The organism is Pantoea sp. M_10, from assembly GCF_008631515.1.
Lineage (GTDB): Bacteria > Pseudomonadota > Gammaproteobacteria > Enterobacterales > Enterobacteriaceae > Pantoea > Pantoea anthophila.
The window spans coordinates 402,133-417,271 of record NZ_VWUL01000004.1; the positions used below are offsets into that span (position 1 = coordinate 402,133).

15 protein-coding genes are annotated in these 15,139 nt (G+C 57.2%); 10 read left to right on the forward strand and 5 right to left on the reverse strand.

The genetic code is table 11. The features are described from left to right. Nucleotides 1-191 precede the first annotated feature (191 nt). Nucleotides 192-2,912: a cation-transporting P-type ATPase gene (locus tag F3I47_RS14395; RefSeq protein WP_150029258.1), complete on the forward strand. Its 2,721-nt coding sequence runs from the start codon at nt 192-194 to the stop codon at nt 2,910-2,912. Here the strand turns inward: F3I47_RS14395 and F3I47_RS14400 are convergent. Beyond that, on the reverse strand, nt 2,901-3,932 hold the full coding sequence (locus F3I47_RS14400; protein WP_150029259.1) for an AI-2E family transporter: 1,032 nt from the start codon (nt 3,930-3,932) through the stop codon (nt 2,901-2,903). The two genes, F3I47_RS14395 and F3I47_RS14400, sit on opposite strands and share 12 nt — an antisense overlap. Nucleotides 3,933-4,102: 170 nt before the next feature. On the opposite strand from F3I47_RS14400, the gene F3I47_RS14405 reads away from it, so the two are divergent. The 7 genes from F3I47_RS14405 to F3I47_RS14435 all read left to right on the forward strand — a co-directional run bounded on the left by F3I47_RS14405 (nt 4,103) and on the right by F3I47_RS14435 (nt 10,172). Beyond that, nucleotides 4,103-4,717, forward strand: coding sequence for a TetR/AcrR family transcriptional regulator (locus F3I47_RS14405; RefSeq protein ID WP_150029260.1), 615 nt, complete (start codon nt 4,103-4,105; stop codon nt 4,715-4,717). 51 nt (nt 4,718-4,768) lie between these two features. Further along, the gene (locus F3I47_RS14410; protein ID WP_150029261.1) at nt 4,769-5,665 is read left to right on the forward strand and encodes an alpha/beta fold hydrolase; all 897 of its coding nucleotides are present in this window, start codon (nt 4,769-4,771) and stop codon (nt 5,663-5,665) included. A gap of 241 nt (nt 5,666-5,906) precedes the next feature. Next, nucleotides 5,907-7,097, forward strand: a complete 1,191-nt coding sequence (locus F3I47_RS14415; RefSeq protein WP_046102847.1) for a M20 family metallopeptidase — start codon at nt 5,907-5,909, stop codon at nt 7,095-7,097. Nucleotides 7,098-7,110: 13 nt separating this feature from the next. Continuing rightward, entirely contained in the window at nt 7,111-7,959 is an 849-nt protein-coding gene (locus F3I47_RS14420) for a transporter substrate-binding domain-containing protein (protein WP_009092726.1), read from the forward strand. A 6-nt stretch (nt 7,960-7,965) separates the two neighbouring features. Next, nucleotides 7,966-8,691, forward strand: coding sequence for an ABC transporter permease (locus tag F3I47_RS14425; protein WP_190311330.1), 726 nt, complete (start codon nt 7,966-7,968; stop codon nt 8,689-8,691). Nucleotides 8,692-8,700: 9 nt separating this feature from the next. After that, the gene (locus tag F3I47_RS14430) at nt 8,701-9,387 is read left to right on the forward strand and encodes an ABC transporter permease (RefSeq protein WP_046102848.1); all 687 of its coding nucleotides are present in this window, start codon (nt 8,701-8,703) and stop codon (nt 9,385-9,387) included. Next, a complete protein-coding gene (locus F3I47_RS14435; protein ID WP_058957239.1) occupies nt 9,384-10,172 on the forward strand; it encodes an ABC transporter ATP-binding protein in 789 nt (262 codons plus the stop codon). The genes F3I47_RS14430 and F3I47_RS14435 overlap by 4 nt, the downstream gene beginning before the upstream one ends. A gap of 135 nt (nt 10,173-10,307) precedes the next feature. Here the strand turns inward: F3I47_RS14435 and F3I47_RS14440 are convergent, their stop codons facing one another. Then, nucleotides 10,308-10,970, reverse strand: a complete 663-nt coding sequence (locus F3I47_RS14440) for a glutathione S-transferase (protein WP_111207201.1) — start codon at nt 10,968-10,970, stop codon at nt 10,308-10,310. Nucleotides 10,971-11,151: 181 nt separating this feature from the next. On the opposite strand from F3I47_RS14440, the gene F3I47_RS14445 reads away from it, so the two are divergent. Further along, nucleotides 11,152-11,727 carry a TetR/AcrR family transcriptional regulator gene (locus F3I47_RS14445; protein WP_140029268.1) on the forward strand — a complete coding sequence of 192 codons (576 nt, stop codon included), beginning with the start codon at nt 11,152-11,154 and terminating at the stop codon, nt 11,725-11,727. Nucleotides 11,728-11,803: 76 nt separating this feature from the next. Here the strand turns inward: F3I47_RS14445 and F3I47_RS14450 are convergent, their stop codons facing one another. Next, nucleotides 11,804-12,403 carry a TetR/AcrR family transcriptional regulator gene (locus tag F3I47_RS14450; RefSeq protein WP_046102852.1) on the reverse strand — a complete coding sequence of 200 codons (600 nt, stop codon included), beginning with the start codon at nt 12,401-12,403 and terminating at the stop codon, nt 11,804-11,806. A 141-nt stretch (nt 12,404-12,544) separates the two neighbouring features. Between F3I47_RS14450 and F3I47_RS14455 the strand changes: the two genes are divergently transcribed. Continuing rightward, nucleotides 12,545-12,937, forward strand: a complete 393-nt coding sequence (locus F3I47_RS14455; RefSeq protein WP_046102853.1) for a RidA family protein — start codon at nt 12,545-12,547, stop codon at nt 12,935-12,937. A gap of 41 nt (nt 12,938-12,978) precedes the next feature. Here F3I47_RS14455 and F3I47_RS14460 read toward each other — a convergent pair whose 3' ends face one another. Further along, nucleotides 12,979-14,292, reverse strand: coding sequence for an FAD-binding oxidoreductase (locus F3I47_RS14460; RefSeq protein WP_150029263.1), 1,314 nt, complete (start codon nt 14,290-14,292; stop codon nt 12,979-12,981). Nucleotides 14,293-14,448: 156 nt separating this feature from the next. Next, nucleotides 14,449-15,057: a dTMP kinase gene (locus tag F3I47_RS14465; RefSeq protein WP_150029264.1), complete on the reverse strand. Its 609-nt coding sequence runs from the start codon at nt 15,055-15,057 to the stop codon at nt 14,449-14,451. Nucleotides 15,058-15,139: the final 82 nt, after the last annotated feature.

A 15,139-nucleotide genomic window follows, 5' to 3' on the forward strand; every position in this document is an offset into this window, starting at 1 on the left:
CCGTAGTTAAACGAAAAGCATCTTGTCATTCTCATAATATAAGTCAGATTTAATTTTTCCCGTTTATGTTATCCATCGGACGTTTCTTACCTAAATATGATATCGGTCATAACCGACGTGCAAGACTTCCCGCAAAATGCGTGCCTTTAATTGCGCCTTTAATTCATCGCTAAATGGCACGAGGTTTATATATGCTAAATAATGATAAGCAGGATAAAGCATCAGCTTTATCTGAGCGCCCCTGGTATCAGCGCAGTGTGACAGAGATATTTTCTGATCTGAAAAGCTCGCCCGCCGGATTATCGACTGCCGAAGCCCAGGAACGTCTGCGGAAGCAGGGCCCGAACGCGCTGCCGCAAAAGGCTGACCAGTCTGCGCTGCTCAAATTCATCGCCCATTTTAAAGATGTGCTGATCTATATCCTGCTGGCGGCGGCGGTGATCACCGCGATGATGGGGCACTGGGTGGATACCTTTGTCATTATTGGCGTGGCCGTGATTAACGCCCTCATCGGCTTTGTTCAGGAGAACAATGCCGAGAAATCACTGAAAAGCATCCAGAATATGCTCGCCAGCGAAGCGATGCTGATTCGGGATGGCAAACAGGTTACGGTGCCGACGCGCGATATCGTGGTGGGTGACGTGGTCATGCTGCGGCCCGGCGATAAAATTCCGGCCGACCTGAGACTGTATGAAGTGAATAATCTGCGGGTTGAAGAAGCCATTCTCACCGGCGAATCGACCGTGGTCTCAAAAAACAGCGATACGCTCAGCGGCGAAAAATCGCTGGGCGACCGACTGAATCTGGCCTTCTCCGGCACCACCGTCAGTTCCGGTACCGCATCAGGCGTGGTCATTGCCAGCGGCGGCGACACCGAACTGGGCCATATCAACGCGATGATCAGCGGCATCAGAGAAGCGAAAACCCCGCTGCTGGTGCAGATCGATAAACTTGGTAAGGCTATTTTTCTCATCATCCTGGCGATGATGGTGGTGCTGTTTATCTTTGGCTATCTGCTGCGCGATATCCCGCTGGGCGAACTGCTGCTCTCCGTGATCAGCCTGGCCGTCGCTACCGTGCCGGAAGGTCTGCCCGCCATTATCTCGATCATCCTGTCGCTGGGCGTCCAGTCGATGGCGCGATCCAATGCGATTATCCGGAAATTGCCGACCGTGGAAACGCTGGGCGCCATGTCCGTTATCTGCTCCGATAAAACCGGCACGCTGACCATGAATGAGATGACCGTGAAAGCGGTGGTGCTGGCGAAGAGCCGCTGGCGCGTCAGCGGTAACAGCTACGAACCCAAAGGGGAGATCGTGGCGGAGCAGGGCAGTGTGAATGCGGCGCAGGACCCCCTGTTCCAGCACTTCCTGCAGGCGGTCGATATCTGTAACGAGAGCCAGCTGCGTCAGGACAGTCAGGGACACTGGACCATCGTCGGTGGCCCGACCGAAGGGGCGCTCAAGGTGCTGGCGGCCAAAGGCCTGACAGCCCCGCAGCCGGTGGAAGTGGTCAGCAAACTGCCGTTTGATTCCCTCTACAAATATATGTCCGTCAGCTGTGCGGTTAATGGCGAATCCTGGGTGCTGCTGACCGGTGCACCAGATGTCCTGCTGACGCTGTGCCAGCAGCAGCAGACCCCTGACGGCCCGGAACCAATTGATCGCGCATACTGGGATGCGGCCATTACCACCTACGCCAGTGAAGGGCTGCGCACCGTCGCTGCCGCCTGGAAGAAAACCGCCGCTCCCGTGACGTCGCTGGATCACGCCGATCTGAAAAGTGAGATGGTTCTGCTGGGGCTGGCCTGCATGATGGACCCGCCACGTCCGGAAGCCATTACGGCCATTGATGAGTGCCAGAAAGCAGGCATCCGCGTCAAAATGATCACCGGCGACCATCAGGAAACGGCGATGGCGATTGGTCAGATGCTGGGGATCGGTAACAGCCAGGCCGCCATCACCGGTTATGAGCTGGAGCATATGAACGACGCCGAACTGGCCACGGCCGCGAAAAACTATGACATTTTTGCCCGCACCAGCCCGGAACATAAGCTGCGCCTGGTAAAAGCGCTGGAGGCGAGCGGGGAGATCGTCGGGATGACCGGTGACGGCGTGAACGATGCCCCCGCCCTGAAACAGGCTAACGTGGGCATTGCGATGGGCATCAAAGGCACGGAGGTCACCAAAGAGGCGGCCGATATGATTCTGGCTGACGATAACTTCGCCACCATCGCGGCGGCGATCAAAGAAGGGCGTCGGGTTTATGACAACCTGAAAAAGACCATTCTGTTTGTCATGCCAACCTGTATGGCACAGGGGCTGCTGATTATCATTGCGATTCTGATGGGCAATCTGCTGCCGTTAACCCCGGTTCAGATTCTGTGGATGAACATGGCGACCTCGGCCACGCTGTCGTTTGGTCTGGCGTTTGAGCCTGCCGAAGCTAACGTGATGCGCCGGCCACCGCGCAATGTTAAGGCCCACGTTATGGATGTCTACGCCATCTGGCGCGTGGTCTTTGTCAGCCTGCTGATCGCGGTCAGTGCTTTTGTGCTGGAAGCCTGGCTGCAGCCGCGCGGCTATACCCCGGAGTTTATCCGCACCGTGCTGCTGCAGATGCTGGTAACGGCGCAGTGGGTGTATATGCTGAACTGCCGTAACACCGATGGCTTCTCGCTGGATCGCGGTCTGCTGAAAAACCGGGGCCTCTGGCTCGTCACGCTGATGCTGATTATCCTGCAGGCGATCATCATTTATGTGCCCCTGATGAACACGCTGTTTGGTACCCGCCCGCTGCCGATCAACTACTGGCTGATTTCGCTGCTGGTCGGCATCGCCATCTTTGCCGTGGTAGAGATTGAAAAACGTCTCACCCGCGGCTGGCGGGTGAAAACGCCGTCACTGCGTTAACTCAGAAATCGGGTCCTGCCGGGGATAACTCGCCAGCAGGACTTTTTTGATCAGAAAGGTCAACGGAATGGCCAGTATCCCGCCGGTAATCCCCAGCAGAGACTGCCAGAACAGAAAGGCCAGCAGCTGCGTGGTCAGCGCCAGGTTCAGTCGCTTGCCAATCAGCAGCGGTTCAATCACCGAACTCAGACAGAGATTCAGCACCACAAAGAAGAGGGCTACCGCCAGCGCGACCTGCAGATCGAACAGGAGATAGCTCTGGATCACGGGCGGAATGGCCGCCAGAAACGAACCCAGCACCGGCACGTAGTTAAAAATGAACATCAGCACGCCCCAGAAAAAGGCAAACTTCAGCCCGATCAGATGTGCGCCGGCGCCCACGATCACCCCACCCAGAATGCTGGTCAGGGTTTTCACCCGGGCATAAACAATGACGCTCTGAATTCCCTCATGTAACGCCAGATAAAAGGCCCGCTGTTCTCCCTGCATACGCCGTTGCAGCGCATTTTTCAGCAGCGGCATCTCATAGAGCATAAACAGCAGCATCAGGAATACCATTATCCACCAGGAGATCACGCCCGGGATCTGCGTCAGAAAGGCGGTGACGATACGTACTATCGCTCCCGCATCCACAAAGGCCAGTAATCTGTCGGGGGTGACGGCAATATCCAGCCGGGCAAAGGCCAGCGTCAGCTGATCCAGTCGGGCGGCCAGCAGCACCGGCGCCTGACGACTGAGCTGCATCAAATCCGGTGTCAGCACCGAGAGTTTCAGGGTAGTGATGACCATGATAAACAGCATCAGGCTGATCACCAGCAGTGACGAGACGATGCGGGGGATATGCTTTTTATCCAGCCGGGTAATCAAAGGGTCAAGCATGATAGCCAGCAGCATCGCCAGCAGAACCTGGTTGATGAGCGGAGCGGCCAGATAGAGGCCTGTCAGAATAAGGGTCAGGCAGGCGAGCATAAACAGCACGCGTGCCAGCGGTGACCCGGGAGTGAACCAGCGTAGTCCCATGATGGGGCTCCTTCAGCTAACAGAAGCAGCAGTATAGATGAGGCGTCAGCCTGACTGCTTTGCGTCAGGTCAGGGGTGAGAGGCCCTCCACAGGCGGATGAGAAAGGGTGTTAAAAAAGCTTTGCCCGCAAAGTTAAAACGGCTATCTTAAAGGAAATGATCATTTCCTAATGGAATCGACGATGAATAACAACCCTCATCACGAGCGGGGACGACCCCGGGCGTTCGATACAGATGCCGCACTGGACAGGGCGATGCTGCTGTTCCGGCAGAAGGGGTATCACGCGACGTCAGTCGGCGATCTCGGGCAGGCGATGCAGCTGACCACCGGCAGCATCTATAAGGCCTTTACCGACAAGCGCACGCTGTTTGCAACCGTCTTTGCCCGCTATCTCTCACTGCGCAACAGCAGTCTGGCCGCGCGGCTGGCCGAATGTGAAACGGGCCGGGAGAAGCTGGCGGCGCTGCTGCGTTTTTATGTCGATTCCGTGCGCGATGTTGAAGGTGAACGCGGCTGTCTGGTCGCGGTCAGTGCCGTTGAGCTGCACACCCTGGATGAGGAACTGGCTGACGCGGTCAGCGCCGCCCTGCTGCGTAATCAGCAAAATCTGCAGCAGCTTATCCGACTGGGTCAGCAGGATGGCTCAGTCAACCCGTCACTGGAGTGTGACGCCACTGCCTCACTGCTGCTCTGCCTGGTGCTGGGCATACGGGTGGCGGGCAAAGTGGCGGCCACCCGGCCCGATGCCAGCATCATTCCGCTGGCGCTGAAAATTGTCGACTGAATTTTTTTGCTCATTAAGGAAATGATCGTTTCCTTATTATCAGGAGGTTTTATGCACGCTTTTGCTCCCTATCAGCACCATTTTGTCCGAACAGATTCACAGCGGCTGCACTACCTTAGCGCAGGCCATGCGCAGGCAGAAACCGTGGTGCTGCTCGCCGGATTTCCGCAGAGCAGCTTCGCCTGGCGGGAGGTGATCCCCCGTCTGGCGAGCCGTTTTCAGGTGATTGCACCTGACCTGCCTGGCCAGGGGGATTCAGACTTTCCGCCCGATGGCTATGATACCGACAGCGTGGCGCAGCATATCGTGGCGCTGCTGGATCAGCTGGGTATCCAGCGCTTTCATCTGGTCGGGCATGATATTGGTGCCTGGGTCGCGTGGGCGCTGGCGGCGGGCTTCAGGGAAAGGGTCAGCTCTCTTGCGCTGCTGGATGGCGGCATACCCGGTGTTACCCTGCCGGATTCATTGCCTGTCACGGGTGAAAACGCCGCTAAAATCTGGCACTTCGCCTTTCATGGCCTGAATGATCTGCCGGAAGCGCTGATTGCGGGCAGAGAGGCCATCTACCTGGAGTGGTTTTTTAACCGTAAGGCCGCGAATCCGCATCATATTAATGCGGCGGCGCGTCGTGAATATCTGCGCATCTTCCAGCAGTCCGGCGCGCTGCGCGCCGGACTGGCTTTCTACCGATCGTTTGAGCGCTCTGCAGAGCAGAATCGCCAGCGCGCGCAAAAAGGGAAACTGGAGATACCGCTGCTGGCAGTCAGTGCCGATCAGGGGTCGATACCGGATATGGCCACACCGTTACGCGCGGTGGCGCAGCCGGTTTACAGTGAAAATATTCTCGACTGTGGCCACTTTATTCCCGACGAACAGCCGGAGAAATTAGCGGAAATACTCTCACTCTTTTTTATGCGGCATCCGGATAAGCCGGAACGGATAAATTAATATCAGGGAAAGTAATGTTGCGAAGTGGATTATTAATATTATTACTTATCCACGACTCTCTCATACGGCTTTCCAATAAATAGTTCTATCTTATTGATTTATATTAATTCCTGAAGGCGCATTACGCGTTGCTTTCTGTCACGTGCTGTGAATAAATAAACGGTCATCACCATCCTGTATCAGGATGAAATAAAAATAAGGACCGGCATAGGCATGCCGGTCTGCTATTGCCGGGGCGGCTATGAATCAGGAAAAAGCACGACTGGCCGGGGAAATAAAAGCCAGAGTCAATGAACTTGAATCGCAGTTGGTTGCGATTCGCCGTGATATCCATGCGCATCCGGAATTAGGCTTTGATACGCTGCGCACTGCCCAGGTGGTGACCGACTACCTGCGGGCTCAGGGGCTGGACCCGCAAACCGGCGTCGGCCGCAGCGGCGTTGTTGTGGATATTGTGGGCGCAGAGCCTGGAAAGACGCTGCTGTTGCGCGCCGACATGGATGCGCTGCCCATCCATGAGCAGACGGGTCTGCCGTTTGCCAGCCGCTATCCCGGCAGGATGCACGCCTGTGGTCACGATATTCACACCGCGACGATGCTGGGTGTGGCCACACTCCTGCCGCACTATCGACAGCAACTGAAAGGCCGCGTCCGGCTGATCTTCCAGCCCGCAGAAGAGACGCCTGAGAGCGGTGCCGCAGCGATGATCGCCGATGGCGCGGCAGACGGCGTCGACTGGGCGATAACCCTGCATAACAAGCCTGAACTGACCGCGGGTGAGATTGCGCTGACCCGCGGCGCCAGCACCGCCTCCAGTGACGAGTTTGATGTCACGGTGCAGGGCGTTTCGACCCACGCGGCGCGTCCGCACATGGGCACCGATCCGATCATCGCCACCGTGCATCTCATCAGCCAGTTACAGAGCATCATTTCGCGTGAACGCGATCCGGCGCACTCTGCCGTGTTAACCATCGGACACATTGAGGGCGGCACCACCCACAACATCATTCCTGACAGCTGCCTGTTCCAGGGCACCATCCGGACCAAATCTCCCGAGGTGCGTGCTGCGATGGAAGCCTCCTTTAAACGGATGTGTGAAGGCGTGGCGCTGGCGCAGAATGTGCGGGTTGAGGTGAATTTCCAGCGGGGTGTTCCGCCCCTGATGAATGACGATCGCCTGATTGACGCCCTGGAAGAGATTTTGTCTCATCAGTTCGGTAAAGCCATCATCGCTCAGCCGAGCGCCAGCTTTGGCGCCGAAGATTTTTCACTGTTTACGGAACGGGTACCGGGATGTCAGATCCATATCGGTTCGGCAACCCCGGGCCGTGACGATCACCTGCATAACTCCGACTATCAGCCGGATGAACGCAGTATTGCCGCCGGGACGCAGGCGCTGACCCGCCTTGCCATTGATTTACTCTCCGAATAATAAATGAGGTTTTATGATGATGCGTAACCGTCTGTTCACGGCTTCTCTGACCGTGGCCCTGCTTGCCACGTCTGCATTCAGCCAGGCAAAAGATTTTGGCACCCTGAAGTTTGCTACCGAAGCGGCTTATCCGCCGTTCAATCAGACCACCCCGAGCGGAAAAATCGTCGGCTATGAGCCCGATATGGTGGCGGAGCTGGCTAAGCGGGCAGGTTTCAAATATGAAATCATTGCGCAGAAATGGTCAGGCATGATCCCGGGCCTGATCGACGGCAAATATGATGCGGTGGTCGATGCGGTGACCGTGACGCCGAAACGGGCTGAGGCGATTGACTTCACCCATCAGTACACCGTCAGCGTCTCCAGCTTTGTTACCGCCAAAAACAGCCCGCTGGCTACGCTGCCAGGCAGTGGCACGGTGGTCACGGCCGATGATGACGCGGGCATGAAAAAAGCGATCGACGATCTGAAAACCACCTTCAAAGGCAAAACCATCGCGGTACAGGTCGCCACCATTCAGGCCGATTTCCTGCAAAAATACCTCGGCGATGTGGCCACCATCCGGACCTATCAGGCCGGCCCTGAAACCTTTGCTGACCTGATGAACGGGCGCGTTGACGCGGTAATGGCGTCCCGCACCAACCTCAACGCCTTTGTGAAAAAGCATGCGGATGCGATCAGCAGCAGCGGCTACGGCTTCTCGGGTGGCGTACTGGGCGCGGGCTCGGCGATTGGCCTGCGCAAAGGCAACAGCGAGCTGCAGCAGGTGCTGAATCAGGCGCTGGAGTCGATGATCAAAGATGGCACGTTGAGCAAACTCTCAATCAAATGGTTTGGCGAAGACGTCGCGCCAAAAGCGTAACCGCGGATGCTGATGAACATAGACTGGCAGATGCTGGGTTTTGGGGACGAGGGCTGGGGCGGCGTGCTGCTTAACGCCGCCGCCGTCACCGTCAGCGTTTCACTTTGCGCCTGGCTGCTGGGTGCGCTGCTCGGCAGCGTCCTCTGCTGGATGCAGATCGCCGGCGCGCGCTGGCAGCGGCGGCTGGCAGCCGGTTACATCACGCTGTTTCGTGGCGTGCCGGAATTGCTGGTGATCTATCTGTTCTACTTTGGCGGACGCCAGGTGGTTTCCGCCGTCGGCACCGCGCTGGGGTTGCAGGGACCGTTCGATGTGAACGGTTTCGTGGCGGGGGCGATTGCCATCGGGCTGATCTCCGGTGCCTATCAGAGCGGCGTATTCCGGGGGGCCTTCTACGCTATTCCGGGTGGAACGCTGGAAGCGGCAACCGTCACCGGGATGGAGCGACTGATGATGTTCCGTCGCATCATCGTCCCGCAGGCGCTGCGCACGGCGTTACCCGGTATGGGCAACCAGTGGCAATCGGTGATCAAAGAGTCGGCGCTGGTGTCGGTGACCGGACTGGTTGAAACCATGAATCAGGTCTCAACGGCGGCCAACTCGACCCAGATGTCCTTTTTCTTTTACAGCGTGGGTGCCGTGATCTATCTGATTATCACCACCTGCTCCGATATGGTGTTCCGCTACGTGGAGAAATTTGCGATGCGCGGTCAACAGCGCGTGAAAAGCTAGGGAGTCCACGTGGATATCAACTTTTTACAGCAGACGCTGCTGGCGCTGCTGAAGGGATTGCCGCTGACCATCAACCTGGCGCTGCTGTCGCTGCTGGGAGGGGGCGTGCTGGCCCTGCTGCTTAATCTGCTGCGTATGACGCGAGTCGGCAGCCTGTTCTGCCGCTTTTATGTCTGGCTGTTTCGCGGCACGCCGTTGCTGATCCAGATCTTTATGGTCTACTACGGACTCGGCAGTTTACCGGCGGTGCGGGAGAGCCTGTTCTGGCCGCTGCTGCGCGATCCTTACTGGTGCGGCTTGCTGGCGCTGATCCTCAATGATGCCGCCTATACCTCGGAGATCCTGCGCGGCGGGTTGCGGGCTGTCAGCTCGCAGTCACTGGAAGCCGCCAGGGTGTCGGGCATGTCGTCGTACAAAATCTTTACCCGCATCACCCTGCCGATTGCGATCCGTCAGGCGCTTCCGGCTTACAGCAATGAAATCATCTCTATGATCAAGGCGACCTCGCTGGTCAGCACCATCAGCCTGATGGAGATGACCGGCATTGCGGATTCCATCGTCTCTTCCACGTTCCGGGCGCTGGAGGTATTCCTGAGCGCGGCGGTGATCTACCTGATACTGACCATGCTGGTCAGCAAAGGCGTATCAATGCTGGAACGACGCCTGTCACCTTACTACTTTGGAGCACGCTCATGACGGCCCCCACGATTATGCTGAGCCATCTCAGAAAGAGTTATGCGGGACACGAAGTGCTGCACGACATCAGTCTGACTGCCCAGGATGGCGACGTGATTTCGCTGATTGGTGCCAGCGGATCGGGCAAAAGTACGCTGTTGCGCTGCATCCCGTTTCTTGAAGTGCCTCAGGCCGGTGAGATAGCGGTAGGCGAAGTCAGCGTCACGCTGGATAACGCCGATGAAAAACTGAACCGGGAGCAGCGTCGGCGTATTAAGCTGATGCGCATGCAGCTCGGCTTTGTGTTTCAGAGCTTTAATCTGTGGCCGCATAAAACCGTGATGCAGAACATTATTGAAGCCCCGGTTCATGTGCAGAAGCGCAGCCACCGCGAGGCTGTCGAAGAGGCGGAAGCGCTGCTGCACAAGGTCGGGCTGTATGCAAAGCGCGACGCCTGGCCCTCTCAGCTCTCCGGCGGACAGCAGCAGCGTGTGGCCATTGCGCGGGCGCTGGCGCAGCAGCCGAAAGCGATTCTGTTCGATGAGCCGACCTCGGCGCTGGATCCGGAGCTGGTGGGCGAAGTCCTGCGGGTGATCCGCGGCCTGGCGGAAGAGGGGCGCACCATGATTATCGTCACGCATGAGATGGGCTTTGCGCGTGACGTGTCGAACAAGGCGGTGTTTCTGCATCAGGGGATCATCGAGGAGTCAGGTTCGCCGGAACAGGTGTTCCTCGATCCCATTTCGCCACGCTGCCGCGCCTTTGTGAACAGTCACTTTGAGCGTAACACCGGTCAGGCAGGCTGAGGCAGGCAGGGCCGCGCAGCGCGAACGACACCTTAAGAATGTCAGCAATCCCCGGGCGAACGCCGGGGATTGTTACAGCAGCGAACGGGAAGGTTTCATTCAGACAAACCGCTCCCGCCTCGATCTGACCCGGGACTAGGCTTCTGCGCCGGGACGGCCTGCGTCTACCATGGCCTGCCACTGCTGATAGCTGGGACGCTGCTGGATCTTCAGGTACCACGCTTTCAGCGCCTCACACTCCTCCGGAATAGCCAGATTCACCAGGGCGGCGAATATCATTCCACCGGTGACGGCAATATCGGCCATTGAGAAGGTGTTGCCCGCCACATAGGGCTGTGAGCGTAAAACGCGGTCAAAGTAGTGCATGCCCCTGAGCGCTTTTTCGCCCATCTTCGCACCCCATTCCGGATTCTGATAAAGCTCAACCTCGGGTCCCAGACCTGCGGTGGCATGATGGAAATAGACGCTTACCGCATCCAGAAATTCAATCTCGGCCCGTTTAGTCATCATATGAATCACCCCCTGTTCCAGCGGGGTCACACCCGTCAGAAGGGGATGTTGATCCTGCCGATCCAGATATTGCGTGATTGCCGTACATTCCGCGATCAGCGTCCCATCACTCAGTTCTAACACCGGCAGTGTGCCTGAGTAGTTGATGGCTAAAAAATCCGCCTTTTTATGTTCCCCTTTCCAGAGATTGACCGGAATAAATTCGACCTGAGAAAGCAGCCCTTTTTCCGCCAGGGCTATTCTGACCCGGGCAGGATAGGGGCCGTCATACCAGTCGTAAATTTTCATCGAAGGTTGAGTTGAAACGTGTGATGCAGCGTCTGAAGAAGTCATGATTTATTTACCTACCTGTCAAATGGTAGGTGAATTGTGGCCAGGGAAATGCGGCCTGTCAACATCTGTCTACCAGTTGGCAGGTAAAAATTTTTTCCCTATACTTCCTCCTCACGTTTCAGAGGAAAACAGCGTTATGAGCTTGAATGCGCGTGAGGCCATCCTGGCAGCCGCAAAGCGTGCTGCGCAGAATCATGGTTACAACGGGATAAATTTCCGCACCATTGCTGACGAAGTCGGCATCAAAAATGCCAGTATCTATTATCACTTCGCCAGTAAGGCAGACCTTGGCGCGGCTGTGGCAAATCGCTACTGGCAGGATACTGCACAGGCTTTACAGACCATCCGGGAGCAAAGTGCCTCTCCCGCTGAAGCCCTGAAGCACTATCCGCAAATTTTCCGGCGTTCTCTGGCTGACGCCAACAGGCTCTGTTTATCCAGCTTCATGGCGGCTGAATATGATGATTTGCCTGAAGAAGTGAAGCGTGAGGTGCAGTGTTTCGTCGACGCGAATGTGGCATGGTTGCATCAGGTGCTGAATGAAATGACGCCCGATGACGCACAAAAAAACGCGCAGCGTGCGCTGGCCATCTATACCGCGGTTGCCGGTGCGCAGTTAATTGCCCGCACGCGGCAGGATATTACCCTGTTCGATCATCTGATGGCGACCTATGAGGAGAGCGGCCTGATTCCGCTGCCGACGCAAGCCTGAATATCCCCGCCGGAACGCGTTGTTCAGCGACGGGCGGCAGCCGCTCAGCAGGATTCGCGTCACGACGGATAACGCCTCAGGTCTTAACCGCCTGATGGCGCAGGCCGCCTGCCAGTAGCGTGAAGGCTTCAAGCATCTCTGGGAGCGCCTTTTCCGGGTTGCTGCTGGCTGCAACCCAGAGTGCAGCATTGAGGGCGCTGCTGTTAAGCAGATGTGCGGCGGCGTCGGCATCGACCGGCTTAACCGCACCGCTTTCAATCAGCCTGACGAGACGTTCCCGTGTGGCCGCCAGGCAGCTGTTCTGGCTGGGCCACTGTGCAGGATCGCCCAGGAAAGCCGGGCCATCCCGCAACACGATGCGCTGGACTTCGGCATCCATCGCCAGACGAATGTAGGCGATCCCTTCGGCGATCAGCCTTTCCCACTCATCCGTTACCGAAGCGGCCGCCGCCTGAGCCCGCTGCGCCATTTCCCCATCGACCTGCGCCACCACCGCTGCCAGCAGCCCTGTTTTGTCGCCAAAATTGTGATAGAGCGCGCCGCGCGTCAGCCCGACGCTCGCCGTCAGTTCATCCATTGAGGCCCCGGCAAAGCCCTTTTCAGCAAAGGCTTTCCGTGCTGCTGCGATCAGTTTTGCACGGTTTGCTTCCATCGTTTCAGCGCGACTGGCTGCCATAAACTCCTCCAGATCACATACGCCGCGTATATTATTTGACATACGGAGCGTATGTATTATTAATGTGACATACGCGGCGTATATTAAATCATTCCGGTTTGTGCCGCATCCTGCATTCATTCCGTAACCCGAGGAAACACGATGATCACGCGCGAACCCATTTTTCCCGCTCACCGACACGCACTTTATCAGCAGCATGGCTATTCAGCGGCAATCCGCTCAGGCGATCTGTTGTTTGTCTCCGGTCAGGTCGGCAGCCGGGCTGACGGCACGCCGGAACCTGATTTCGCGGCCCAGGTCGCCCTCGCATTTGACAATCTGGCGGCGACGCTGGCGGCGGCAGGATGCACCTTTGATGATTTGATCGACGTCACCACATTTCACACCGATCCTGAAAATCAGTTTGCGACGATCATGCAGGTCAAAGCATCCATCTTTCCGCAACCGCCTTATCCCAACTGGACCGCTGTCGGCGTGACCTGGCTGGCGGGGTTCGATTTTGAGATCAAGGTCATTGCCCGCATTCCCGGATAGCGGAAAGTTCTCGTCACACGATCCTGCCAGCGGCACTGTGATCAGTTCTCTTTACGTCCCAGGAAACGCTCTTTCATCAGCGAAAGAGCAATGCCGATATCCAGCACGGGCGAGGGCGGCATGAAAATGGCCTGGCCCAGCGACAGCATATCCGCAAGGTGCGGGTTATCCTGCTTCAGCATGAAGTCAGCCAGCAGCGAACCCGCCACGGTCTGTTTCGATACGCCCGCGCCGTTACAGCCGCCTGCCGTGCAGATAAATCGGTTCAACGCACCCCATTGCGGTGCGCCGTTGCGTGTCACGCTCAGGGTGCCGGACCAGGTGTGTGTGATCTTCACGCTGTTCAGGGTGGGATAGAGTTTGCTGAACAGGCGCTGATGGTGTTGCGTCGCCTGATGGGTTTGTGCCGCAGTGACCTGTCCCCGAAGCGCGGGAATAACGTGCTGGCGAATCAGAAAACGGCGGTCGGAGGTGAAACGAAAGGTGGCCCCGGCAATGGCATTCACCGGCGTGATGCCCCAGCTCTGCATCGGGGGCAGCGTCGCCAGTTGCGCGTCTGTCAGCGGTTCGGTGATGCTGGCGAAGGTGGCCATAGCGGCCTGACGGGCCAGGCCAGGGCGCAGTTCTGGCGATAACGCGTTGGTCGCCAGCATGAGCTGAGCTGTTCTGATTGTGCCAAAAGGGGTCACCACCTCCGCCAGACTGCCGGTACGAATTCCCAGTACGGGTGTATTTTCGAAGCGCTGAACATTTTCCGGTAAATGATGGTGCAGGCCGGCAATCAGCTGCGCCGGATTAACCAGCACACAGCCCGGCGTAAAGATCCCTTTGCTGTAAAAGCGCGTACCGAGTTTATGGTACAGCTCATCGCTGTAAGCCAGCGTCCAGGGTTCATCCATGAGATCGAGATGGCGGCTGTATTCATTTAAAATACGATCGTTGCCCCGTTCCGCCTGACAGTGATATTTCCCCACCTTCTCCCAGTCGCACTGAAGGTTATGCTGCGAAATCTCCTGCTCGAGCTGCCGGATGCCTTCCTGGAGCAGATTCCGGTAAGCATTCGCCTTTTTTAACTCCGCCGTGGAGCTGCCAATATTGTGGGGCAGTCCGATAACAAACCCTGAATTGCGCGCCGATGCGCTCTCCCTTGTGGTACAGGCATCGACAATAACGATTTTCAGCTCAGGTTTAATTTCTGCCAGGCGGCGCGCAAAAGCGACACCGGCGAACCCCGCGCCGACGATAACCCAGTCTGCCGTGATATCGCCTCGCAGAGCCGGTTGCGGTGCATAAGCGTGCCCGCCCGCAGGCCAGCCCGGTTCATTATGATTAAAAGGTAGTGATGCGTAGCGCAATTCCCTGTGCCCTATAGAAAAATAAAGGAATTTTATAAGGGAAAGCAGGATCGCAGTGCCAGCGGTAACCTGACGAAGATTGATTTCAGACAAATTTCGCGGGCAGAGGTCGCTATTCTCTTTACCGCCTTGCCAGCAGGCGATAAGGATTTCAGATTAAATCACCCGGATTATCTCAGCCGTGACCTGCATGGCGGCTTCATCCAGCGTGCCTTCATTACGGCATAAAACCCAGCCGGTGCGGGCAATTTCACGCTCGAACGCCCGCGTGCATTCGGCATGCTCTTCCAGCCTGTGAAGGACCGTGCTTCCCAGCCCCCGGGAGCGTGCTGCGGCCCGTGACCATGAAATCTCAGGCGCGGTGACCACGCCGACATGCAGGTCCGGTATGCGCACGTCCTGCGCGTGGTTCATCTGCAAAATCTCTGCAAACGGGATCCGCCGGCGAAAGGCCGCGTCGGAGGGATACCAGCGATCCATCAGGATAATGCTGCCGGGCGGCTGGCGGGTCAGCACGTTGCGGGAAATCCACGCACGGCTGGCCGCTAAGCGCTCACAAACTTCCCGTTCCAGATCCACAGAGGGATCTCTGGCGAGCCGGTTAACCAGCGCCATGGTCTGCGCTCTGTCAGGATCGCTTTTTTTCTCGCAAAGCCGGACCACCTTTCGGTTGTCTGCCCTTAACCGTGCCGTGATCGCTTCCAGCAGGGTCGTTTTACCGGCACCTTTGGGGCCATCCAGAGAAACAAACAGCTGACGATTCATGGTCTGACTGACGGATGAGAGGGGATGTGGGTGAAATCTTTCTTTGCCAGAGACATCTTCTTTCCTGAATGAATGAGCTGAT

Bases quoted from the DNA above. Each gene is read 5' to 3' on its own strand.
- F3I47_RS14415 (WP_046102847.1), top strand. From the start codon at position 5,907: ATGAATCAGGAAAAAGCACGACTGGCCGGGGAAATAAAAGCCAGAGTC.
- F3I47_RS14425 (WP_190311330.1), top strand. From the start codon at position 7,966: ATGCTGATGAACATAGACTGGCAGATGCTGGGTTTTGGGGACGAGGGC.
- F3I47_RS14420 (WP_009092726.1), top strand. From the start codon at position 7,111: ATGATGATGCGTAACCGTCTGTTCACGGCTTCTCTGACCGTGGCCCTG.
- F3I47_RS14435 (WP_058957239.1), top strand. From the start codon at position 9,384: ATGACGGCCCCCACGATTATGCTGAGCCATCTCAGAAAGAGTTATGCG.
- F3I47_RS14395 (WP_150029258.1), top strand. From the start codon at position 192: ATGCTAAATAATGATAAGCAGGATAAAGCATCAGCTTTATCTGAGCGC.
- F3I47_RS14455 (WP_046102853.1), top strand. From the start codon at position 12,545: ATGATCACGCGCGAACCCATTTTTCCCGCTCACCGACACGCACTTTAT.
- F3I47_RS14405 (WP_150029260.1), top strand. From the start codon at position 4,103: ATGGAATCGACGATGAATAACAACCCTCATCACGAGCGGGGACGACCC.
- F3I47_RS14410 (WP_150029261.1), top strand. From the start codon at position 4,769: ATGCACGCTTTTGCTCCCTATCAGCACCATTTTGTCCGAACAGATTCA.
- F3I47_RS14400 (WP_150029259.1), bottom strand. From the start codon at position 3,932: ATGGGACTACGCTGGTTCACTCCCGGGTCACCGCTGGCACGCGTGCTG.
- F3I47_RS14440 (WP_111207201.1), bottom strand. From the start codon at position 10,970: ATGAAAATTTACGACTGGTATGACGGCCCCTATCCTGCCCGGGTCAGA.
- F3I47_RS14445 (WP_140029268.1), top strand. From the start codon at position 11,152: ATGAGCTTGAATGCGCGTGAGGCCATCCTGGCAGCCGCAAAGCGTGCT.
- F3I47_RS14450 (WP_046102852.1), bottom strand. From the start codon at position 12,403: ATGGCAGCCAGTCGCGCTGAAACGATGGAAGCAAACCGTGCAAAACTG.
- F3I47_RS14465 (WP_150029264.1), bottom strand. From the start codon at position 15,057: ATGAATCGTCAGCTGTTTGTTTCTCTGGATGGCCCCAAAGGTGCCGGT.